Below are 21,713 nucleotides of genomic sequence, written 5' to 3' on the forward strand. Positions count from 1 at the left end.
GAGAGGACCACCGATGTCCCCCGAGGCACCCCTGCTGTCCCGCCGCTCCTTTCTCCGTACCGGCTCCGCCGCCGTTCTCGGCCTCACGGTGGCCGGCTGCGGATTCCTCCCCGAAGATCCGTCCGCCCACGGCGATCCGGAAGCACCCATAGATGTCCGGGTCGACGGCGATCTGATCTATTTCAACTGGGCCGATTTCGTCGACCCGGCCGTCTTCAAAGGGTTCGAGAAGGAGTACGGCGTCAAGGTCATCCAGTCGAACTTCGACTCGATGGAGGGCATGGCCGCCAAGCTCAATGCCGGAAACCGTTACGACATCATCTTTCCCACCGCGAAGTGGGCGGAGCGGCTGGTCTCCGGCCACCGGCTGCGCCGGATCGACCACTCCCGGCTGAAGAACGCGGACGCGGTGTTCAGCCGTTACGACTACTTCGCCGATCCCTGGTACGACAAGGCCTCCACGCACACCGTGCCGTTCACCATGTACAAGACCGGCATCGGCTGGCGGAAGGATCGGATCGGCGACCACCTGACCGGCTCCTGGGGCGACCTGTGGAACGCCGGAGCCAAGGGCAAGGTCTTCGTACTCGACGACCGCGACGAGGTGCTCGGCATGGGCGCGCTCAAGCTCGGTCTCGACCTCACCACTGCCGATGCGAGCGACCTCGGCCGGATCACCGACACTCTGCAGTCCCTCCGCCCGCATCTGCGCGGCTTCTCCAGCGACAGCTACAACAACCTGCTCAACGGCAACGCGTCCATGACCCAGGCCTGGAGCGGGGACATGGCCGCCATGCTCGGCCAGGCCAAGGACCCATCGGTCCTCGGCTTCGAGGTCGCCAGGGAAGGCGCCCCGGTCAACTCCGACTGCTACGCCATCCCCTCCAACGCCCGACATCCCGGCACGGCGATGCTCTTCATCGACTACATGCTCCGCCCGGAGAACGTGAAGAAGAACATCGAGTACATCGGCTATCCCATGCCGGTCGGCGGCAGCGAGGACACCTACGCCGCGATCGTGGAGCCCTTCCCCGAATGTCTCGTCAGCGCCGGAGACCTCAAGGACGACCTCTTCTTCCGAAATGGCACCTCGAAGGGCGAACAGGCCCGAGACACCGCCTGGACCCATGTGAAGGCCGGCTGACATGGCACTACGTACTCGCCCCAAGGGGTCCCGTCCCCGCAGCGGACCATCCGCCGCCGGCACGCGGCTGTGGACCTGGCTGATGATCCCCGGCACCCTCTGGATGACCGGCTTCCTCATCGCCTCGCTCCTGCTGGTGGCCACTCTCGCCTTCGGCACCACCGACCCGCTCGGCAACCCGCGGTTCGGACTCAACTTCGAGAACATCACGGCGATGACCGATCCGGCCTACCGCGCGGTGCTGCTCCGCTCTCTCGGCTACGCGCTCCTCACCTGCGTCATCTGCCTGGTGATTGCCTACCCGGTCGCGTACGCCATCGCCCTGCACGGCGGACGCTTCAAGAACCTCCTGATCGCCGCGATCGTCGTGCCGTTCTTCGCCAACTACCTGGTGCGGATGTACGGCTGGTCCGTCGTCCTCTCCGACGACGGGCCGCTGCTCAAGGCCCTGCGCGCCGTCGGGCTCGCCGATTCGGACACCAAGATCCTGCAGACCGGCACGGGAGTCGTCGCCGGACTCGTCTACGGCTTCATCGTGTTCATGATCATCCCGCTGTACGCGGCCCTGGAGCGCATGGACGTCTCGCTGATCGAGGCGGGGCGTGATCTCTACGGGGGCCCGTTGAGGACGTTCTTCTTCGTCACCCTGCCCGCCACCCGGCAGGGAGCGATGGCCGGCTGCGTCCTCGTCCTGCTGCCCGCCATGGGTGACTTCGTCAGCGCCCAGCTCATGGGAGGCCCCGACCAGATCATGATCGGCAACCTGATCCAGGACAAGTTCTTCCAGGGCCAGAACTGGCCGCTCGGCTCGGCACTCACCATGCTGATGATGGCGGTGCTGTTCATCGGAATGCTCGGCTACCTGCGGCGCACCCGCAAGGACGAAGCGGAGGCGACCCGATGACACTCCGCCCCGCCCTCAAGCCGCAACGTCAGTCGGCAGCCGTCAAGGCGAACCGCCGCCCGGCCGTTCGCCCAGGTCCGCGGCTGAACCGTCGCCCGGCCCGCCGCCAGACCGTCAAGCGGCACCGCCGCGGCACCGACCGCAGGCCTCGCTTCGCCATCACTGTCACCGCCGCCTTCTTCGCGCTTCTCTACCTCCCCATCGGCGTCGTCGTCCTCTTCTCCTTCAACTCCCAGAAGTCCCTGACCGTCTTCAAGGACTTCAGCCTCCGCTGGTACTCGGCCTTCCTCAAGGACGACGTACTGCTCAGCTCGCTCGGCATGAGCCTGCGGGTGTCCCTGGTGGCCATGGCAGGCTCCCTGATCCTCGGGGTCGCCCTGGCGCTGGGACTGGTCCGCTGTCGCAGCCGACTCGGCTCCCTCGCCGGCCTGGTCATGCTCGTCCCGCTGATCACCCCGGAGATCGTCACCGGTGTCGCCGCGATGCTGCTCTTCAAGGGCTTCGGGATCACGCTGTCCACCGGCACCGTGATGCTCGCGGAGATCACCTTCTCCATCTCCTATGTGACGGTGATCCTGCGCTCCCGGATCGCCGCCCTCAACCCGGAGGTGGAGGAGGCGGCGATGGACCTCGGGGCCACCCGCTGGCAGGCGCTGCGTCTGGTCACCCTGCCCGCCCTGCTCCCCAGCATCCTCGCGTCCGCGGTGCTCGTCTTCGCCCTTGTCTTCGACGACTTCGTGCTCGCCTACTTCACCACCGGCGTCGACCCGCAGCCGCTCTCCGTACGCATCTACTCGGCGATCCGCTTCGGCGTACAGCCCACCATCAACGCGGTCGGCACCCTGATGCTCGCCGGCTCCATCGGCCTCATCGCCCTCGCCCTCGCCATCCCGCGGCTGTTCGGCCGCCGCGGCGGCCTCGATCTGCTCTCCGGGAAGTGACACCCGTGATACCCACGACATCCGCGGACACCTCACCCGCCGACCTGCTCGACACCTCGCCCGCCGTCCGGCTCGACGGCATCAGCAAGAGCTACGGCGACTCGTACGCCGTCCACGACCTCTCGCTGGACATCGCCCGCGGTGAGTTCTTCTCGCTCCTCGGCCCCTCGGGCTGCGGCAAGACCACCTCGCTGCGCATGATCGGCGGCTTCACCGACCCGACCGACGGCACCATCCTGCTCGGCGGCGAGGACGTGACCGCCCTGCCGCCCGACAAGCGCAACGTCAACACGGTCTTCCAGAGCTATGCGCTCTTCGACCATCTCTCGGTCGCCGACAACGTGGCCTTCGGCCTCAAGCGGAAGGGCGTCGGCCGGGCCGAGATACGCGAACGGGTCTCCGGCATGCTCGACCGGGTGCAGCTCGGCGGCCTGGCCGACCGCAAGCCCGGTACTCTCTCCGGCGGCCAGCGTCAGCGCGTCGCCCTGGCCCGCGCACTCGTCAACCGCCCCGAGGTCCTGCTCCTGGACGAACCACTGGCCGCCCTGGACCTCAAACTCCGCCGCCGGATGCAGGTCGAACTCAAGCAGATCCAGCGGGAGATCGGCATCACCTTCGTCTTCGTCACCCATGACCAGGACGAGGCGCTGACCATGTCCGACCGGGTGGCGGTGATGAACGAGGGCCGCGTCGAGCAGTGCGGAACACCCGAGGACGTGTACGAACGCCCGGCGAGCGGCTTCGTCGCCTCCTTCATGGGCACCTCCAACCTCGTCCCCGGTATCTACCGCTCCGGCGAAGTCGTCGTCGATCAGGGCCCCACGCTGCCCGTCGGCACCCGCACCGGGGTCACCGAGGGCAGCAGGGTCAGCCTCTCCATCCGTCCCGAGAAGATCTGGCTCTCCGACTTCGAACCGGGCATGGCCCTGGTGAACGGCGTCATCCGGGAGACCGTCTACTCCGGCCCGACCACCACCTACCTCATCGAACTCGCCCCCGGCATCACCCTTTCCGTACTGGAGCAGAACACCGACCGCTCCCGCATGGAGGACCGCTGGAGCGGCGGCGAGAGCGTCGAGATCGGCTGGAAGCCCGAACACTGTCTGGTCCTCGACTGACTGCCCGCCCCGCAGCCGATCCAGCGAAGGAACGCCCCATGAACCACGATGTCATCGTGCTCGGCGCCGGACTCGCCGGTCTCGTCGCGGCACGGGACCTGGCCGCGGCCGGAGCCCACGTCCTCGTCCTCGAGGCCCGTGAACGGGTCGGCGGCCGGGTCGAGCAGACCACGTTGCCCGACGGCCGGATTGTCCAGCTCGGCGGCGAAGTCGTGGGCCGCGCCCACACCTCGTATCTCACCCTCGCCGCCGAACTCGGCCTCACCTTGATCCCCAGCTATGTCGCCGAGCCCGGGGTCATCGCCCGCGCCACGCCGGAGGGAATGTCCGCCGGAGACCCGCCGCACTGGTTCGGCCCCGGCGACGACGCCTGCCACCAGCGGGTCACCGCCGCATTCACCGCGCTGGCCCGCACCGTCGACCCGGACGACCCGTGGTCCCACCCCGACGCCGCCGCCCTCGACGGGATCCCGGTCGGCGACTGGCTGCGCTCCGAAGGCGCGACCCCCGCCGTCGTACGCCTCTGGGAGATCGGCCAACTCGCCCTGGCCAGTGGCTCGTACGAACGGACCTCGATGCTGGCCGCCCTGCGCAAGCACGCCGCCGTTCCCGGCACCGGTCACGGCGACCATTACGACTACGAGGACTGGGAGGGACTGCGTGTCGCGGAGGGTTCGGCGACCGTGGCACTGCGCATGGCGGAGGGGCTCGGTCAGCGGATACGGCTCGGGGCGCCGGTCGACGCGATCGCCGTACGGCCCGGCGGCTGCACCGTACGCCTGACCGGAGGCGAAACCCTCACCGCAGGTGCCGTCGTCAGCGCGCTGCCCGTCGGCCCGCTCCGCTCGGTCACCGTCACCGGAGTCTGCGACGAACGGCTCGCCTCGCTGCACCAGCAGCGCCAGGCGGTCGCGGCCAAGTTCGTCGCCGCCTACGACAAGCCCTTCTGGCGCGACCACGGTCTCAACGGCCTCTCCGAATGCGAAGGGGTCCTCGGCAGCACCTGGCCGCAGAACGAGGGCATCCTCTCCGCTCTCGTCCCGCCCGAGCGCTACGGCGTACTGCTCGGCATGCCCGGCCGGCTGCGCGTGCCCGAACTGCTCGGCGACGTCGCCCGCCTCTACGGCGACGAGGCCCACCAGCCACTCAGCGCGCATCTGCGGATGTGGGGCACCGATCCATGGACCCAGGGCTACGTCACGCAGTGGACCCCCGGCGATGTCATGGCCGTGGGCCCCTGGCACGGTACCCATGAACCACCGTTCTATGTGTGCGGCTCCGACCAGTGGGTGGCCGGCTATATGGAGGGCGCCGTTCGTACCGGCCGCGCCGCGGCGAAGGAGGCGCTGCGCCGTGGCTGAGCCCTCTGCGTATCCCGTGGTCCTCAACCACATCGCGGGAGCGGACCTCCCCGCCGCCTCCGGCGAGCTGATGGAGCTCACCGACCCCGCCACCGGAACAGTGCACCGCACCGCACCGCGCTCGGGACAGGCCGACACCGACGCTGCCTGTGCGGCGGCCGCAGCCGCGTACGACCGCTGGTCCACGACCACTCCGGCTGAACGGCAGCGCGCGCTGCTGCGCATCGCCGACGCCATGGAGGCCCACGCGGACGACCTTGTGGCCGCCGAGGTCGGGGACACCGGCAAGCCCGCGGACCTCTTCCGGTCCGAGGAACTGCCCGCGATCACCGATACCTTGCGCTACTTCGCGGGAGCCGCCCGGAACCTGCCCGGCGCCGCCGCTGCCGAGTACACCGAGGGACGCACCTCGCTGCTCCGCCGCGAACCGGTCGGTGTCTGCGCCCAGATCACCCCTTGGAACTACCCCTTGATGATGGCGGCGTGGAAGATCGCCCCGGCGATCGCGGCAGGCAACACGACCGTGCTCAAACCCGCCGACACCACCCCCACCTCATCAGCCCTGCTGGCCCGGATCGCCGCAGAACACCTGCCGCCGGGCGTGCTCAACGTCGTCTGTGGCGACCGGGACACCGGCCGGGCACTCACCGCCCATCCGGCCGTCCGGCTGATCGCGGTCACCGGCAGCGTCCGGGCCGGCCGGGAGATCGCTGCCGCCGCGGCGGCGGACCTCAAGCGCGTCCATCTCGAGCTCGGCGGAAACGCTCCGGTCATCGTCCACGACGATGTGGACGTCGAGTCCGCTGCGGCGGACCTCGCCGCGGTCGCGTACTACAACGCCGGCCAGGACTGCACGGCCCCCACAAGGCTGCTGGTGCACCACCGCATTCACGATGCGTTTCTCGCGGCGTTCTCCGCCCGGGCGCAGAAACTGCACACCGCGGCGCCCGGCGAGCCGGGCGCCGACTACGGCCCGCTCAACAACGCTGCTCAACTCTCCTCTGTGGAGGCCCTGTTGAGCAGACTGCCGGATCATGCCGAGGTCGTCACCGGGGGTTCCCGGATCCGAAGGACCGGATACTTCCACGAGGCGACCGTCGTCGCCGGTGTCCGCCAGAGCGACGAGATCGTGCAGGAGGAGATCTTCGGCCCGGTCGTCACTGTGCAGCCGTTCTCGGACGAGGAGGAGGCACTGCGGTTTGCCAATGACGTGCGGTTCGGCCTCGCGGCCGGCGTATGGACCAAGGACCACGACCGTGCGATGCGCGCGACTCGGGCCCTGCAGACCGGGATCGTGTGGGTGAACACCCACGGCACCACGGTGTCGGAGATGCCGCACGGTGGGATCAAGCACTCCGGCTACGGCAGTGATCTGTCCCTGGCCGGCCTGCTGGACTACACCCAGGTCAAGCACGTCATGCTGTGACGAGGCGTTCTCTCCGACAGTCTGGAAGCTGAAGGTGTTGCCGTCGTACGCCGGCCGGCCGTGACCGAGCCGAGCCCGGGAACGGCCGTTGGCCGGCGGGCCCCGGATGCCGGGTGCGGGACCCACGAGTCATCGAGGCGCAGAGGAGTTCAGCCCGCGTACGGGTCGGGGTTCTTGCCGCGCCGGGCGAGAAAGGCGAAGTCGCAGCCGGTGTCGGCCTGGGTGATCTGTTCGGTGTAGAGGGCGCCGTAGCCGCGTTCGTACCGCTCGGGCGGCGGAGTCCACTCAGCCCTGCGCCGCTCGAGCTCCTCGTCCGGGATCTCGAGCCTGAGGGTGCGCGTCGCGACGTCCAGGGTGATGAGGTCCCCGCTGCGGACCAGTGCCAGCGGCCCGCCGACGTACGACTCGGGGGCGATATGCAGTACGCAGGTGCCGTAGCTGGTGCCGCTCATCCGGGCGTCGGAGATCCGCACCATGTCCCGTACACCCTGCTTGAGCAGGTGGTCGGGGAGCGGCAGCATCCCGTACTCGGGCATGCCGGGGCCGCCCTTGGGGCCCGCGCCCTGGAGCACCAGCACATGGTCGGCGGTGATGCCGAGCCCGGGGTCGTTGATGGTTCGCTGCATGGTCCTGTAGTCGGGGAAGACCATGGCGGGTCCGGTGTGCTTGAGGAGGCGGGGTTCGGCGGCGATGTGCTTGATGACCGCGCCGTCGGGGCAGAGGTTGCCGCGCAGCACGGCCACGCCGCCCTCCTCGGCGAGAGGGTTCTCGCGCGGGCGGATGACATCGGGGTTGTGGACGAGGACGCCGTCGAGCTGTTCACGCAGAGTGTCGTGCGCGACGGTGGGCCGGTCCAGATGCAGTACGTCCGTCAACTGGGCCAGGAACGCCGGGAGTCCGCCCGCGAAGTGGAAGTCCTCCATCAGATAGCGGCCGCCGGGCCGGAGGTTGGCCAGCACCGGCACCGTACGGGCGATGCGGTCGAAGTCGTCGAGCGTGAGCTGTACGCCCGAGCGTCCGGCCATCGCGATCAGATGGATCACCGCGTTGGTCGAGCCGCCGAGGGCGAGGACGGTGGCGACCGCGTCCTCGTACGCCTCCCCCGTGAGGATCTGCGAAAGCTTCCGGTCCTGGTGCACCAGGCCGACGATCCGCCGCCCGGAGGCGGCAGCCATCCGCTCGTGCCCGGAGTCGACGGCCGGGATGGACGACGCGCCGGGGACGGTGACGCCGAGCGCCTCGGCCGCCGCGGTCAGCGTGGAAGCGGTGCCCATGGTCATACAGGTGCCGGGGGAGCGGGCCAGTCCGTTCTCCAGCTCGGCCATCTCCGCGTCGCCGATCAGCCCGGCTCGCTTGTCGTCCCAGTACTTCCACATGTCCGTCCCGGAGCCGAGTACTTCATTGCGCCAGTGGCCCGGCAGCATCGGCCCGGCCGGTACGAACACGGTGGGCAGGTCGGCGCTGGCCGCGCCCATCAGCAGGGCGGGCGTGGACTTGTCGCAGCCGCCCATCAGTACCGTGCCGTCCACCGGATAGGAGCGCAGCAGCTCCTCGGTCTCCATCGCCAGCATGTTGCGGTAGAGCATCGGGGTCGGCTTCTGGAAGGTCTCGGAGAGTGTGGAGACCGGGAATTCGAGCGGAAAGCCGCCGGCCTGCCACACACCGCGCTTGACGGCCTGAGCCCGGTCACGCAGATGGACATGGCAGGGGTTGATGTCGGACCAGGTGTTGAGGATCGCGATGACGGGCTTGCCCAGGTGCTCCTCGGGCAGATAGCCGAGCTGGCGGGTGCGGGCGCGGTGGCTGAACGAGCGCAGCCCGTCCGTTCCGTACCACTGGTGACTGCGCAGTTCCTCGGGGCGCTTGACGGTCATACGGCCCAACCGGCCACGAGTCCGGCGACCGCCGTACGCTGCGCTTCCGGCAGTGCGCGGCTCGGCGGACGGAGGTCGCGCCGGCACAGACCGAGCGAGGCGAGGGCCTCCTTCACCACCGTCACATTGTTGGCGGACTGATGAGCGGCGCGCAGTTCCTCGAAGGGCCGGATCCGCTCCCAGATCTTCATGGCGGCCGGGTAGTCGCCCGCACGCAGCGCGGTCAGCAGGGTCAGCGAGACGGTCGGGGCGACATTGGCCAGACCGGAGGTGAAGCCGGTGGCGCCGCTCGCGAAGTAGGACGGTGCGTACAGCTCGGCGAGTCCCGCGACCCAGACGAAGCGGTCCAGGCCGGCGTCCCGGGCGAAGGCGGCGAACCTCGTGGCATCCGGAACGGCGTACTTCACGCCGATGACATTGGGGCACAAGTCCGCCAGTTCGGCGAGGTAGTCACCACCGAGCTGCGGATTGCGGATGTACGGGACGACGCCGAGTTCCGGCACCGCCTCGGCGATCACACGGTGGTAGTCGGTCCAGCCGTCCTGCGAGGCGTACGGGTGCACAGGTTGATGCACCATCACCATCCCGGCCCCCGCGGCGCGGGCATGCTCGGCGGCTGCGACAGCGGTCGGGAGGTCCAGGCCGATACCGACCAGAACCGCCGCCCGGTCGCCCACCTCATCGATGGTCAACTCGGTGACGGCGCGTCGCTCTTCGGGGCTCAGCGCGTAGTACTCACCGGTGTTGCCGTTCGGCGTGACGGTGCGTACACCGCCGTCGAGAAGCCGTCTGAGCAGTGTGCGGTGAGTGTCGGTGTCGAGGGTGTCATCTGCGGTGAAGGGGGTGACAGGGATTGCCACGACATCGGCGAGCGCGGCGCGCAGGGAAGTGAAATCCGAGGTGCTCATGCGTCCGCTCCTTCAGGAAACGCCCGCTGTACGAAGTCGGCGATGTGTTCGCGCAGGGCGCGGGCCGCTCCGTCGGCGTCCCCGGCCAGTGCGAGCCGCAGAATCTCCCGGTGCTCGACTGCCTCCAGCTCCCAGGACGGCTGGGCGGCCCAGGCCACGGCCGAGACCAGGGCCGCCTGATCCCGTACCTCGTCGAGCATCCGCGCGAGCAGCGGATTGCCGCACGGCAGATACAAGGCACGGTGGAACTCCCGGTTGGCCAGCGAGCGTTCGGCCCGGTCGGCGGAGTCATCGGCCTTGAGCAGGGCGTCCTTGGCGGCGTCCAGGTCCGCCGAGCGTTCGATGGACCGCCGCAGCGCCTCCGGCTCCAGCAGCAGCCGCACGTCGTACACCTCGCGCGCCATGCCCGTGTCGACCGTGCGGACGGTGGCTCCCTTGTACTGGCTCATGACGACCAGGCCGGTGCCGGCCAGAGTCTTGAGTGCTTCCCGTACCGGTGTCTTCGACACCCCGAACTGCGCGGCGAGTTCAGTCTCGACGAGGGCCTGGCCGGGGCTGAGGCCGCCGGTGAGGATGGCGTGCTTGATCGCCTCCAGTACGTACTGGGTCCGGGAGGGGATCGGGCTCGGGGCGAATGTCATGGACACTCTCAGATCTCGCGTATCGCGTCTCATATATGACGTATGAAGTGCAACGCGATGAAGCTAGATCCGCGCCCTTGTTTCGTCAATGCTTCGTGCACCAGCAGTCGTTGGGGCTGCTTCCAGAGCGCTGCCCGTCGGCTGTCATGGTGTTCGCTGCGTGGGCCCGGGGTCGACCGGGCCCACCGTCCACGGCTACCGCTGCCGCTCCCGTCAGATGACTCCCTGGGCGAGCATCGCGTCCGCGACGCGCTCGAAGCCTGCGATATTCGCGCCCGTCACATAGTCGCCGGGTGCTCCATAGCGCTCAGCAGTCTCGTATGTGACGCGATGGATATCGCGCATGATCTCCGCGAGTTCGTCCTCCACGCGCCCGGGTGTCCAGGAGTCACGGGCGGCGTTCTGACGCATCTCCAGGGCACTGACGGCGACGCCGCCGGCATTCGCGGCCTTGCCCGGGCCGAAGGCCACACCCGCGTCCTGCAGGATGCGCACCGCTTCCGGGGTGGTGGGCATGTTGGCCCCCTCGGAGACGGCCTTGACTCCGTTGCGGACAAGGGTGCGAGCGTCTTGGGCGTCGAGCTCGTTCTGGGTGGCCGAAGGGAAGGCGACGTCGCAGGGTACGTCCCACACGCGGCCGCCGGGGACGTAGCGGGCGGAGGCGCCGCGGCGCTCGGCGTACTCGCTGACGCGTGCGCGTTCAACCTCCTTGATCTGCTTGAGCAGCTCGAGGTCGATGCCCTTCTCGTCCACCACATAGCCCTCGGAGTCGGAGCAGGTCATGGGATGGGCGCCGCTGCGCGTCAGCTTTTCGATGGTGTGGATCGCAACGTTGCCCGAGCCGGAGACCACGGCCCCTTGGCCCGCGAGCTCTTCTCCTCGCCGACTCAGCATTTCGGCGGCGAAGAGCACACTGCCGTATCCGGTCGCCTGCGTGCGCATCGCTGAGCCGCCCCACCCCTGGCCCTTGCCGGTGAGGACGCCCGATTCCCAGCGGTTGGTGATACGCCGGTACTGGCCGAAGAGGTAGCCGATTTCACGGCCGCCGACGCCGATGTCGCCGGCCGGGACGTCGGTGTGTTCGCCGATGTGACGGTGGAGCTCCGTCATGAAGGACTGGCAGAAGCGCATGACTTCGGCGTCCGAACGACCTCGTGGGTCGAAGTCGCTGCCGCCCTTGCCGCCGCCGATGCCCAGCCCGGTGAGGGCGTTCTTGAAGATCTGCTCGAAGCCGAGGAACTTCACGACGCCCAGGTTCACCGAAGGGTGGAAACGCAGACCGCCCTTGTAAGGGCCGAGTGCGCTGTTGAACTCCACCCTGAATCCTCGGTTGACGTGCACTGCACCACGATCGTCCTGCCAGGGCACCCGGAAGATGATCTGCCGTTCGGGCTCGCAGAGGCGCTCGATGAGCCCTGGCTGCGCGTACTCGGGACGGACGGCGAGCACGGGAGCCAGGGTCTCCAGCACTTCCGTTGATGCCTGATGGAATTCAGGCTGTGCGGGGTTGCGGCGCTCGAGGTCGACGCGCAGGGAAGCCAGTCTGGCCTTCGAGGAAGACAGGGTCACAGCATGTCCCTTCCTGCCCGGCCGGCGGATGACAGGCCGGCCGTGGCGGTGACGGTCCAGGTGTCATTGCCAGCCAGCAGTACGGCCTGGTCGCGCGTACCGTTCATCGCGGTATCGGTTTCGAGTTGTGGACCACCGCACGGACATGGCTCCCACTGGCGTGGATGAGGTGCCGTACCTGGACGGACTTCACCTCGCCGGAATCTTCCTCCGGTTCGCACCGTAATCGGAAGGAACACGCCTGACGGGCATGGCCTTGATGCTCATGGGCGTCAAGGTTGACACCCGAGACTCCGGAATGGCCGGAGGAGCGCGTGAGGTGTACTCGGTTAACGGCGTCGCAGCTGGGCGACGTGTGACTCAGTTGCGGAGATCCGTGTCGGCCTGGGCCCGTTCGGGCAGCAGTCGCATCAACAGTGAATGGAGTAGATCCCGTTCCTGCGGCGAGAGCGGTGCGAAGGACTCCGCGAGCACACGGTCCACCACCGCCTGCCCCTTGTTGAGCACGGCTTCGCCTGCAGGCTTGAGTCGGTGCCGGATGGCCCGCCCGGGTCCCACGGTGCGTTCGATCAGACCCTGCGCGAGCAGCCGCTTGGCGAGCGTGCCGAAGGACTGGTCGCTCTGGAAGGTCAGGAGTGCCAACTCGTGGGACGTCGACTCGGGATGGCGGTGGATGGCACGGAGGGCGTCCCACTGGACGAGCGTGGTTCCCTGCTCGATCAGCAAGGCGTCGAGAGTGCGGTGATGACGGTGCTGCAGCCGCTTGACGGCCAGCCCCAGGTCTTGGAGTGCAACGGGCATACGGCCACTATAGAGGACTGAGTAAGCTTGCTTATATAAACATCCTTACTTAGAGTCGGGTGTCATCGCCGCACACCTTCCGAAGGGCTCACCCATGTCCGACCGCACAGCAGCCCACGCCCACGCCGCCCCGCTCATCGGCGGAGCAGCCTGACCTGGGACGACCAGGGCACCGGGCGTCCGTTCCTCCTCCTGCACGGCGGTGCCGGCCCCGGCTCCGTCCTGCCGTTCGCAAGCCTGCTGGCCCGCCACGGGCGGGTGCTGACGCCCACCCACCCGGGCTTCGCGGGCCGCCCACGTCCCGACAACCTCGACAGCATCCCCGGACTCGCGTCCATCTACCTCGATTTGCTCCGGCAGCTCGACCTGCGTGACGTCACCGTGGTCGGAAACTCCCTGGGCGGCTGGATCGCGTCCGAACTCGCCCTGCGCGACACTTCCCGCATCGGCCGCATCGTCCTCGTGAACGCCGTCGGCATCCACGTCGACGGGGACGCCACCGAGATCGCCGATATCTTCGCCCTGCACCCCGACCAGGCCGCCCGTCTGGCTTTCCATGACCCGTCTGTGCGGCCCGACCCTGCCGCACTCACCAACGACGAACTCGCCGCGGCCGCCGCAAACCGGACGGCGGCCGCCGTCTACGCCGGCGATCCGTACATGCACGACCCGGAGCTGCGTCGGCGGCTGCCCAGGGTCGATGTGCCCGTCCTTGTCGCCTGGGGCCGGGAGGACGGGATCGTCACTCCGGCCTACGGCAAGGCATACGCGGAGTCGTTCGCGGCGGCGCGGTTCGAACTCGTCGCGGACGCGGGTCACTTCCCGCAGATCGAACAGCCCACACGTCTTCTCGACCTGATAAGGGAGTTCGCCGGCGCTACAACCCGGCCCGGCCACTCCGTGTGAGCGGACTGGGGCCTGTTCCGGGTTGAGCCACCACGATGCGGCGTCGCCGCAGGTAGGCACGGTTGACGCGTGAGGAATACGCCTTGCCGCCGGCCACCGCGTCGGGCCGAGTGCGCGGACGGCCGACCGGGCCGCGGACCTTGACCTTGCCCAGGACCGGGATAGAGCGGGAGGCTGTCTGCGGCCTGCCCCGGTCAGCTCGAAGGGCAGCGAGCGGCAGCGCCGCTCAGCGGGCGCCGATGTCCCCCCGGGGGCAATGCCGGATGCTGGATGCGGGATGCTTCCGCGCCTATGGCACGCTGGGCGCGTGACGTCAGGGACCGCCGAGGAGTTCACTGCCCACCGCCCCAGGATGTTCGGCCTGGCCTACCGGTTGCTCGGCTCCGCCGAGGAGGCGGAGGACGCGGTGCAGGACGCGTATCTGCGCTGGAGCGGCGCCGACCGTGCGGCGATCGAGCACCCGGGGGCCTGGCTCGCCAGGGTCGTCACCAACCTGTGCCTCAACCGGCTCACCTCGGCCCGTGTGCAGCGCGAGCAGTACGTGGGGCCGTGGCTGCCGGAACCGGTGTTCACGCAGGACGGTTCGCTCGGCCCCATGGAGTCCGCCGAGCAGCGCGACGCCGTGTCGACGGCGCTGCTGGTGCTGCTGGAGCGGCTCACGCCGACGGAGCGTGCGGTCTACGTTCTGCGCGAGGCGTTCGGCTACGGCCATCGGGACATCGCCGGGGTGCTCAACCTGAGCGAGGCCAACTGCCGCCAGCTGTACCGCAGGGCGGTCCAGCGGGTGGCGACGTGTGATGCCCGCTTCACACCGGCAGCCGAGCGGCAGCACGAGCTCGTGGAGTCCTTCGTCATGGCAGCACGCGAGGGCGATCTGGCAGGACTGGAGAAGCTGCTCGCCAAGGACGTCACCTGGTGGAGCGACGGCGGTGGCAAGGTCACCGCGGCCCGGCGGCCCATCGTCGGCCGGGAGACGGTCGTGCGCTTCCTGGTGGGCGGCGCGCAGCGGTTCGCGGGCGGCTGGGACCTCACGGTCGCCGAGGTCAACGGGGCGCCGGCGCTGGTGGCGCACGCGGCGGAGCAGCTCATCGCCGTCGCCTCGTTCGAACTGCGGGACGGCGTCATCGCTCGGGTGAGGGTCGTCGTGAACCCGGACAAACTCGTGTTCGCAGGCTGGCAGTTCGCCGCAATGGCCCCCGGGGGCGTGGCCCGCGGGTGAGTGCGGTCACGAAGAGGCTGTCACATCTTTGGGTGCTCGTCGGTTCTCAGCGGATGACGGGCGCTCCACCGGGGAGCGCACGCCCACCGAAGGGATGAGAACTGCGATGACCACGATCCTGGTGACCGGCGGCACCGGAACGCTCGGCCGGCTCGTCACCGAGCGGCTGCGCGCGGACGGGCACGAGGTGCGCGTGCTGAGCCGACACTCGCGGCCGTACGCCGTGGACCTGCGCGAGGGCACGGGGCTGGCCGCAGCCGTCGCGGGCGTGGACACGGTCGTGCACTGCGCGACCAATCCGCGCGGCGGCGACGAGCAGGCGGCACGCCATCTGATCGAGGCGGCCCGCCAGGCCGGGGTGCGGCATCTGGCGTACATCTCGATCGTCGGCGTCGACCAGGTGCCGCTCGGCTACTACCGGACCAAGCTCGCCGTCGAGAGGCTGGTCGAGGAATCGGAGCTCGGCTGGACCGTGCTGCGCACGACGCAGTTCCACGACCTGGTGCTGCAGCTCCTGCAAGGCTCGGCGAAGCTGCCGGTCATGCTGCTCCCGGCGGGGGTCGCCGACCAGCCGGTCGAGGTGGCGGAGGTCGCTGCCCGGCTGGCCGAGCTCGCAACCGGGGCGCCCGCGGGGCGGGTTCCGGACATGGGCGGTCCCGAGGTGCGTACGTTTCCGGAGCTGGCCCGGGCCTATCTGCGCGCGAGCGGACGACGCCGTCCCCTGCTGAGCGTGCGCCTGGCAGGCAAGGCCTACCGCGGGTTCCGGACGGGCGGGCATCTGACGCCGGAGCGGGCCGTGGGCAAGGTCACGTTCGAGCAGTTCCTGGCGGGGCGTTTTCCTGCGCGAGGCTGACGCCTGGGTGGGGGCGCGTGCCTGACCTTCCCCGAGGCCGCTCAGGGAGCGTTGCTGGTTCGGATCACATTGCGGGGCGGAGGCTGCGGAGCCAGATGACCGCGCCGCGTTGCGATGGGCGGCCTGGTCGGTCTTCTCCCGGTGACAGCCTTGATCTTCCGTCTGGGCAGGCAGGCGCGGTTGGCGCGGGAGGAACGCCTTGTCGCCGGCCACGGCATCGGGCCGGGTGCGCGGGCGACTCGCAGGGCTGCGGACCTTGAGCCTGTCCAGGACGGGGATGAAGCGGGGGCTGTCAGCGGCTTGTCCCTCGGTCAGCTCGAAGGACAGCGGGCGGCAGCGCCGCTCGGCGGCGAGGTGGACCTTGCTGGTAAGCCGCCGCGGGAGCGGTCCAGCCCGGGCGGCCTTCAGGCGGGCTCGGCGCCTGCGCCGCACCCGCCGCCGCTCGTCACGCCCATCCGTTTCAGCCGCTTGCCGGGGACAGCCGGCGACCCGCAGCGGCTGGCGGCGTAGGCGTGCGGGAATTCGCTCACCGGGGAAGCCGGATCACTGTCGTGCGGGACGCCGGCCATGACTCGCACCCTCACCAGGAAAAACGTCACGAGGAAAGGAGAGGCGTTCGCTTCCGCGTACGGCGACACTGGAGACGTGCTGATCATGGATGCCGTCCTGGAAACCTACACGGCCACCGACTTCACCCTCTGGCCCATCGCCGATCCGCAAGCAGACCACCTCCTAGCCCTTTCCGGCCGACTGTCGCCGCGAGAGGTCGGTACTGCGATGGCGATCCTGACCAGCTACAACGAGGGACATCGCGACCGTCCGGCCCTGGCTTCCGAGGACGGCATCGAGCAGATCCGTCGCCTGGCGGCGGCTGAAACCGTCATCGCACCGGGTGGCTTGCGGATCCGGAACACCCATACCGGCGTCACCGCACTACCAGGATGCTGCTTCGGCCTGGAGAATTGGCGGGACTGGCTTGATCTGATGAACGGCGAAGAGCCATGGCTCGGCCACGATCCCGCGCCGCGCGTCGAGCACGTCGGATCGCTCGTCCGTCTGTGGCCGGATGCGGAGCATCCGGCGGGGGTCCCCATCGACATACCTCGAGATGAGCTGCCGGAACTTCTGGGCTCCGTCCGGGACAAGCTGGGCGGTTTCCTGACTCTCGTCGAACAGTGGGCTGTCCAAAACGCCCCCTCCCATGCCTCCGCTGTGAGGGCAAAACTCGATGAGGACCTGGCCATCGGTGCCCCGCTTCGAGAAACCCAGAGCTGAGACCCCTGCCCCGAAGACCCCCGCTGGAGAACGACCAGCTACCGGGCGGACGGCATGGTCAGGGAGAGCGTCAGCGGGTAAGAGCTGGTCGAAGCTGCCCCAGGAGGGCCCTGGCTGCGGGGCTGGAGGGGCCGGCGCGGCATGCGGTCGGCCCCGCCTTCGGGACGGCGCACCCGAAGGGTCCGTTCCTGGCGCTCTCAGATCTCCGTCGTGGCCCCGGTCGCGATCCCGATGAGCTCTATGGCGGCAGCGAAGTCCATGGTCAGCCGGTTTTTGGTCATCGCGAACGCGATGCCGGTGGCCGTGTCCCCGTAGGCGAAGCTCCCGCCGGCGCCGCCCATCGCGAACGCGCTCGTCGCCCCCTCGACGCCGGGGAGGCCAATCGAGTAGCCCAGCCCCCATGAGCTCTCGTTCCCGAAGATCCGGTCGGTGCCCTCGGCCCCCACGGCCGTGACCTCATTCAGCCGCTCCGGCGAGATCAGCCGGACACCGGGAACATCGCCCAGCAGCCCGGCGTACAGACGCGCCATGGCGCGGGCCGAGGTCTTGCCGCCGGCCGGGATGTCGGCGGCGAGGATGTCACTGCGGTTGCCGAGTCCAGCCGTCGGGAACAGGGAGAGCGGCCCCGCCTTGAACATCGGCAGATCCTCCGGGAGGCCGGCCATCGTGTCCGCTGAGCCCGCCTCGTCCTCCAGCTGGGCAAGCCGGCCGTGCTCGGAGACCGGCATGCCGAAGTAGAGCTCGTCGGCCACGCCCAGCGGCCCGGTCACGACCTCCTGAAGTACCTGCGAGATGGGCTTGCCGGTCACCCGGCGCACGATCTCTCCGATGATGTAGCCGAAGGTGTAGGCGTGGTAGCCGACCGCCGTGCCCGGCTCCCACCACAGCTCGGCGTCGGCGATCGCCGCGCACATCGACTCCCAGTCGCACAGATCCTCCACCGAGGTGTCCGCAGGCACGCCCGGTACTCCGGCCGAGTGCGTCAGAACGTGCCGTACGGTCACCCCGCCCTTCCCGTGCGCGGCGAACTCCGGCCACAGCTCTGCCACCGGTGTGTCGTAGCCGAAGGCGCCGCGCTCCGCGAGCACATGCGCCACGGTCGACGTCGCGGCCTTCCCGATGGAGAAGTTGTAGAACACGGTCCCCGGCGTCACGGGCCGCCCGGTCCCCGGATCGGCGACGCCGGCCACGGCGTCGACCAGCAGCTCGCCGTGCCGGTAGACAGCAACTTGCATACCGCGTTCCGCACCGGAGTCGACCATCCGGTCGATCGCTGTCTGGACCTGCTTCTGTGTGTCGGTCATCACCGCTCCTCATGTCACTTCCCGGTCAGAGGTATGGACGGGACGGCAACCGAAAACTCATCGGTCACGGCACCGGATGCAGTGGCTGGCCCCGGACAGCTGTTGCGGCGGGGCGTCCAGAGATGGGGCCAGGCTCCTCGCCGCGTTTGCCGGGCGCCAGGCCCCGGTCTGGGCAAGCAGCGTCTTGACGAGATGCCGCGAGTTCGGTATGCACATGCCAGATGCTTTGGTATAGACCAAGTAGGTGCTCTCGACCTCGCACGCTCGAATCCGCGCTTGTTCCCACTCGGTGGAGGCAGCAAATGCGAAGATCTTTCACGCTGGTCGTCACGCTCATCGGGGCCTTCGTCCTGTTCCTGGCCCCACCCGCTGCCGCGGCCACGCCGACGGCGGCGTTCTCGAAAACATCGACCTGGGACGGCGGTTACCAGGGCGCATACACCATCACCAACGGCGGCAGCTCCGCACTGACCGGTTGGACCGTCGAGTTCGACCTGCCTTCGGGTACCTCGGTCGGCTCGTACTGGGACACGCTGCTCACCCGGAGCGACAGCCACTACACCTTCAAGAACCGTGAGTACAACGGGTCGTTGGCGCCCGGCGCGACCGCGACGTTCGGCTGGGTGTCCAGCGGGAGTGGCACACCGACGAACTGCAGGCTCAACGGCGCATCCTGCGAAGACGGTTCAGGCGGCGGCGACACGACGGCGCCTACCGTGCCGTCCGGGGTGCGGGTCGGCTCGGCGACCAGTTCGTCCCTGACCGTGAGCTGGACGGCGTCGACCGACAACTCGGGCACGGTCGCGGGCTATGAGGTCTCCCGCGACGGCGGCACGCCGGTCACCGTGACCGGCACCTCGTACACCGCCGGTGGACTGCAGGCGAGCACCAGTTACGCGTTCCGCATCCGGGCCAAGGACGCCGCCGGAAACTTCTCGGCCTACAGCACGGCCGTCAGCGGTACGACGAGCACGGGCGGCGGTACACCACCGACCAGCGGGGTGCGCACAGCGCCGTACATCGACATGGGCGCCTGGCCGACCCCGAGCATGCCCACGATGGCATCGGCGAGCGGGCTCAAGAGTTTCACGATGGCCTTTGTCACCGCGTCGGCCTGCAAGGCCATGTGGTTCAACGCTTATGACCCGCGAGCCGGCTGGGCCAGGGACCAGGTCGACGCCATCCGGGCGGGCGGCGGAGACGTCAAGATCTCCTTCGGCGGCGCCAGCGGCATCGAGCTGGCTCAGGCGTGCTCGTCCGTCGACGCGCTGTACGCCGAGTACAACGCGGTCGTCACCGCCTACGACCTGACGTACGCCGACTTCGACATCGAGGGAGCGGCGACCGCCGACCCGGCCTCGGTCAGTCGTCGTTCCCAGGCCCTGGCGCGTCTCCAACAGGCCCACCCGGGTCTGCGGATCTCTCTCACGCTGCCCGTTCTCCCGGAGGGGCTGACCGCCGACGGGCTGGCTGTGGTGAAGTCGGCGCGGGACGCGGGTGTGAACCTCGACGTCGTGAACGTCATGGCGATGGACTACTACCGGAATGTCGACTACGGCGACGCGGCGGTGCAGGCCGCGCAGAGCACGTACACCCAGCTGAAGTCGCTGTACCCGGCCAAGAGCGACGCTCAGGTCTGGGCGATGGTGGGTGTGACGCCGATGCTCGGCCAGAACGACGACGGCCACATCTTCGACCAGGCCGACGCGCGCCGGCTGGTCACCTTCGCGCAGGGCAAGCACCTCGGGGAGCTTGCCTTCTGGGAGGCGACCCGCGACCGCAACGCCTGTACAGGTGCCCTCTACATGTGCACGAACATCCCGCAGTCCGCGTACGAGTTCTCGAAGATCTTCGCGGCCTACACCGGCTGACAGCGGACGGGCGTCCCGGTCCCGGCAAGGACCGGGGCGCCCGCCCTACGATCCCGTCCCTCCGCCGGGGGCCGGGTTCTGCAGCGGATCCGGTTCGCGCGCCCGGCGCAGCGCCTGATGGACCGACCAGAGGACGGACACCATCGGCACGGCCACCACGGCCCCCAGTACTCCGGCCGCGACGGCGCCGCCGATGACCGTGAGCGCGACCACGACCGGATGCAGCCGAACGGCCCAGCTCATCACGATCGGGTGCAGCAGATGGCCCTCGATCTGCCCGATGATCACGATGAGGGCGACGACCATGGCCGCGATGAGCGGGCCTTTGGCCGCCAGGGCCACCACGGCGGCGACCGCGAGGGCGATGGGTGAGCCGATCAGCGGAATGAAGGCGGCGAAGAACTCCAGCAGAGCCAGCGGAACCGCGAGCGGCACGCCGAGAGCGAAGAGGGCTACACCGACCAGGATCGCGTTGGTCCCGGCCACCAGCACGATGCCGTGCGTGTACCCGGTGAAGGTCCGCCAGGCCGCGCAGCCCGCGATCGACACCCGGTCCCGTGCGGTCGGCGGAAGCTGGTCGCAGAACCAGCCCCACTGCCGGTCGCCGGAGTGGATGAAGAAGACCGAGGAGAACAGGGCCAGGGCGAACACGGTCAGGACTTCGACCAGCCGGCCGGCGCCGCTGAGTGCCGTACTGATGAGGGTGGCCCGGTGGCTGGAAAGGAACTGCCCGATCCGGGACTGGATGTCGGTCAGTGCCTTGGGGTCGAGGCGGAACGGCGGCTGCTCGAGCCAGCGCTGGATCCTGCCGAAGCCGGCCTGGAACTCCCGTACCAGCCCGGCCTGCTCGCTCGCCACCGCGTTGCCGACCAGCGCCAGGACCCCCAGGACGAGGACGATGCCGCCGACCAGGGAAACGGCGACGGCGAGCGGTCGTGGCACAACGCGCCCCAGGAGGTCGGCCACCGGCCGGAGCATCGCGGTGATGACCATGCCGAGGAAGACAGCCAGGGCGATTTCGTGGAACCGCCCCAGCGCCGAGAAGACGGCGTACACGAGGGCGCCCACCACGAGGATCCGCCAGGCGTACGCGGCAGCCGTCCGCAGAGTGGGCGACACCCGCGGCTCGTCGCCGGGCCGGGAGCGGGGCAGCGGGCGCCGGCCGCCCGGTTTCCCGGCCGGAGGCGCGGTGATGCCGCGCAGCGCCTGACGCGACGCCGTACGGATCCGGCGCCGGCGCCCGGCGGACGGCGCGCCGGGGTCCGGATTGCTGGACTGCGGATCCGATGGCCTGGACATCCACAAGCTCGTACCACCGAAGGCCCTTCGAGCCACGCCTCTGGCGCGATATTCGCCCGAAGGCACGCGGACCGTGTGGCGTGGCTGGTCTGCCGCTCGGGACTCAGCGGCGGTCCGAATGGCCTGTGCCGGCCCGTCCGACCTCGAGTCGGCGTCGGGCGCTTGCGAGGGACTGCCTATTCGGTCATGGACTGACGCAGTTGCCCGAACCGTTGTTCCAGGTAGTCGCTCTCGTCCTCGGCCGTGGTGTAACCGGCGGACATGGATCTCCCGAGAACAGGGAACGGAACCGGCGCCGT

At 69.2% G+C, this 21,713-nt stretch carries 18 protein-coding genes and 1 pseudogene; 11 read left to right on the forward strand and 8 right to left on the reverse strand.

What is annotated here, in order from left to right; translation table 11 throughout:
* Positions 1–13 precede the first annotated feature (13 nt).
* The 6 genes from ACFYXH_RS24165 to ACFYXH_RS24190 are packed head-to-tail and all read left to right on the forward strand — an operon-like array spanning position 14 to position 6,894.
* The gene (locus ACFYXH_RS24165) at positions 14–1,144 is read left to right on the forward strand and encodes a spermidine/putrescine ABC transporter substrate-binding protein (protein WP_389566493.1); all 1,131 of its coding nucleotides are present in this window, start codon (positions 14–16) and stop codon (positions 1,142–1,144) included.
* A gap of 1 nt (position 1,145) precedes the next feature.
* Positions 1,146–2,048 carry an ABC transporter permease gene (locus tag ACFYXH_RS24170; RefSeq protein ID WP_389566496.1) on the forward strand — a complete coding sequence of 301 codons (903 nt, stop codon included), beginning with the start codon at positions 1,146–1,148 and terminating at the stop codon, positions 2,046–2,048.
* Positions 2,045–2,989, forward strand: a complete 945-nt coding sequence (locus ACFYXH_RS24175) for an ABC transporter permease (protein ID WP_389566499.1) — start codon at positions 2,045–2,047, stop codon at positions 2,987–2,989. Before ACFYXH_RS24170 ends, ACFYXH_RS24175 begins: the two co-directional genes overlap by 4 nt.
* 5 nt (positions 2,990–2,994) lie before the next feature.
* Complete coding sequence (locus ACFYXH_RS24180; protein WP_389566502.1) at positions 2,995–4,107, forward strand: ABC transporter ATP-binding protein; 1,113 nt, start codon at positions 2,995–2,997, stop codon at positions 4,105–4,107.
* 38 nt (positions 4,108–4,145) lie between these two features.
* Complete coding sequence (locus ACFYXH_RS24185; protein ID WP_389566505.1) at positions 4,146–5,468, forward strand: flavin monoamine oxidase family protein; 1,323 nt, start codon at positions 4,146–4,148, stop codon at positions 5,466–5,468.
* Positions 5,461–6,894, forward strand: a complete 1,434-nt coding sequence (locus ACFYXH_RS24190) for an aminobutyraldehyde dehydrogenase (protein ID WP_389566507.1) — start codon at positions 5,461–5,463, stop codon at positions 6,892–6,894. The genes ACFYXH_RS24185 and ACFYXH_RS24190 overlap by 8 nt, the downstream gene beginning before the upstream one ends.
* Positions 6,895–7,043: 149 nt before the next feature.
* On the opposite strand, the gene araD is transcribed toward ACFYXH_RS24190, so the two are convergent.
* The 5 genes from araD to ACFYXH_RS24215 all read right to left on the reverse strand — a co-directional run bounded on the left by araD (position 7,044) and on the right by ACFYXH_RS24215 (position 12,687).
* Positions 7,044–8,768, reverse strand: coding sequence for an L-arabinonate dehydratase (gene araD, locus ACFYXH_RS24195; protein WP_389566510.1), 1,725 nt, complete (start codon positions 8,766–8,768; stop codon positions 7,044–7,046).
* On the reverse strand, positions 8,765–9,676 hold the full coding sequence (locus ACFYXH_RS24200) for a dihydrodipicolinate synthase family protein (protein ID WP_389566512.1): 912 nt from the start codon (positions 9,674–9,676) through the stop codon (positions 8,765–8,767). Before ACFYXH_RS24200 ends, araD begins: the two co-directional genes overlap by 4 nt.
* Positions 9,673–10,317, reverse strand: coding sequence for a GntR family transcriptional regulator (locus ACFYXH_RS24205; protein ID WP_389566514.1), 645 nt, complete (start codon positions 10,315–10,317; stop codon positions 9,673–9,675). The genes ACFYXH_RS24200 and ACFYXH_RS24205 overlap by 4 nt, the downstream gene beginning before the upstream one ends.
* A gap of 213 nt (positions 10,318–10,530) precedes the next feature.
* Positions 10,531–11,886, reverse strand: coding sequence for an NADP-specific glutamate dehydrogenase (gene gdhA, locus ACFYXH_RS24210; RefSeq protein WP_389566517.1), 1,356 nt, complete (start codon positions 11,884–11,886; stop codon positions 10,531–10,533).
* Between the two features lie 360 nt (positions 11,887–12,246).
* Positions 12,247–12,687, reverse strand: coding sequence for a MarR family winged helix-turn-helix transcriptional regulator (locus ACFYXH_RS24215; protein WP_389566520.1), 441 nt, complete (start codon positions 12,685–12,687; stop codon positions 12,247–12,249).
* Between the two features lie 192 nt (positions 12,688–12,879).
* Here ACFYXH_RS24215 and ACFYXH_RS24220 point away from each other — a divergent pair, with 192 nt between their 5' ends.
* The 3 genes from ACFYXH_RS24220 (at position 12,880) to ACFYXH_RS24230 (ending at position 15,665) form a co-directional block, all read left to right on the forward strand.
* Positions 12,880–13,593, forward strand: coding sequence for an alpha/beta fold hydrolase (locus ACFYXH_RS24220; protein ID WP_389566804.1), 714 nt, complete (start codon positions 12,880–12,882; stop codon positions 13,591–13,593).
* A 307-nt stretch (positions 13,594–13,900) separates the two neighbouring features.
* Positions 13,901–14,812 carry an RNA polymerase sigma-70 factor gene (locus ACFYXH_RS24225; protein ID WP_389566523.1) on the forward strand — a complete coding sequence of 304 codons (912 nt, stop codon included), beginning with the start codon at positions 13,901–13,903 and terminating at the stop codon, positions 14,810–14,812.
* 106 nt (positions 14,813–14,918) lie between these two features.
* Positions 14,919–15,665, forward strand: coding sequence for an SDR family oxidoreductase (locus ACFYXH_RS24230; protein ID WP_389566527.1), 747 nt, complete (start codon positions 14,919–14,921; stop codon positions 15,663–15,665).
* A gap of 110 nt (positions 15,666–15,775) precedes the next feature.
* Here the strand turns inward: ACFYXH_RS24230 and ACFYXH_RS24235 are convergent.
* A pseudogene (locus ACFYXH_RS24235) lies at positions 15,776–16,118 on the reverse strand (IS5/IS1182 family transposase); the annotation flags it as partial.
* Between the two features lie 114 nt (positions 16,119–16,232).
* Here ACFYXH_RS24235 and ACFYXH_RS24240 point away from each other — a divergent pair.
* The gene (locus ACFYXH_RS24240; RefSeq protein ID WP_389566529.1) at positions 16,233–16,940 is read left to right on the forward strand and encodes a hypothetical protein; all 708 of its coding nucleotides are present in this window, start codon (positions 16,233–16,235) and stop codon (positions 16,938–16,940) included.
* Between the two features lie 197 nt (positions 16,941–17,137).
* On the opposite strand, the gene ACFYXH_RS24245 is transcribed toward ACFYXH_RS24240, so the two are convergent.
* On the reverse strand, positions 17,138–18,244 hold the full coding sequence (locus ACFYXH_RS24245) for a serine hydrolase domain-containing protein (protein ID WP_389566532.1): 1,107 nt from the start codon (positions 18,242–18,244) through the stop codon (positions 17,138–17,140).
* A gap of 302 nt (positions 18,245–18,546) precedes the next feature.
* Between ACFYXH_RS24245 and ACFYXH_RS24250 the strand changes: the two genes are divergently transcribed.
* Positions 18,547–20,115, forward strand: a complete 1,569-nt coding sequence (locus ACFYXH_RS24250) for a cellulose binding domain-containing protein (RefSeq protein ID WP_389566535.1) — start codon at positions 18,547–18,549, stop codon at positions 20,113–20,115.
* 45 nt (positions 20,116–20,160) lie between these two features.
* On the opposite strand, the gene ACFYXH_RS24255 is transcribed toward ACFYXH_RS24250, so the two are convergent.
* Positions 20,161–21,414 (reverse strand): AI-2E family transporter, encoded by a 1,254-nt coding sequence (locus tag ACFYXH_RS24255; protein ID WP_389566539.1) that lies wholly within the window; start codon positions 21,412–21,414, stop codon positions 20,161–20,163.
* Positions 21,415–21,713: the final 299 nt, after the last annotated feature.

The organism is Streptomyces sp. NPDC002730 (genome assembly GCF_042888805.1).
Lineage (GTDB): Bacteria > Actinomycetota > Actinomycetes > Streptomycetales > Streptomycetaceae > Streptomyces.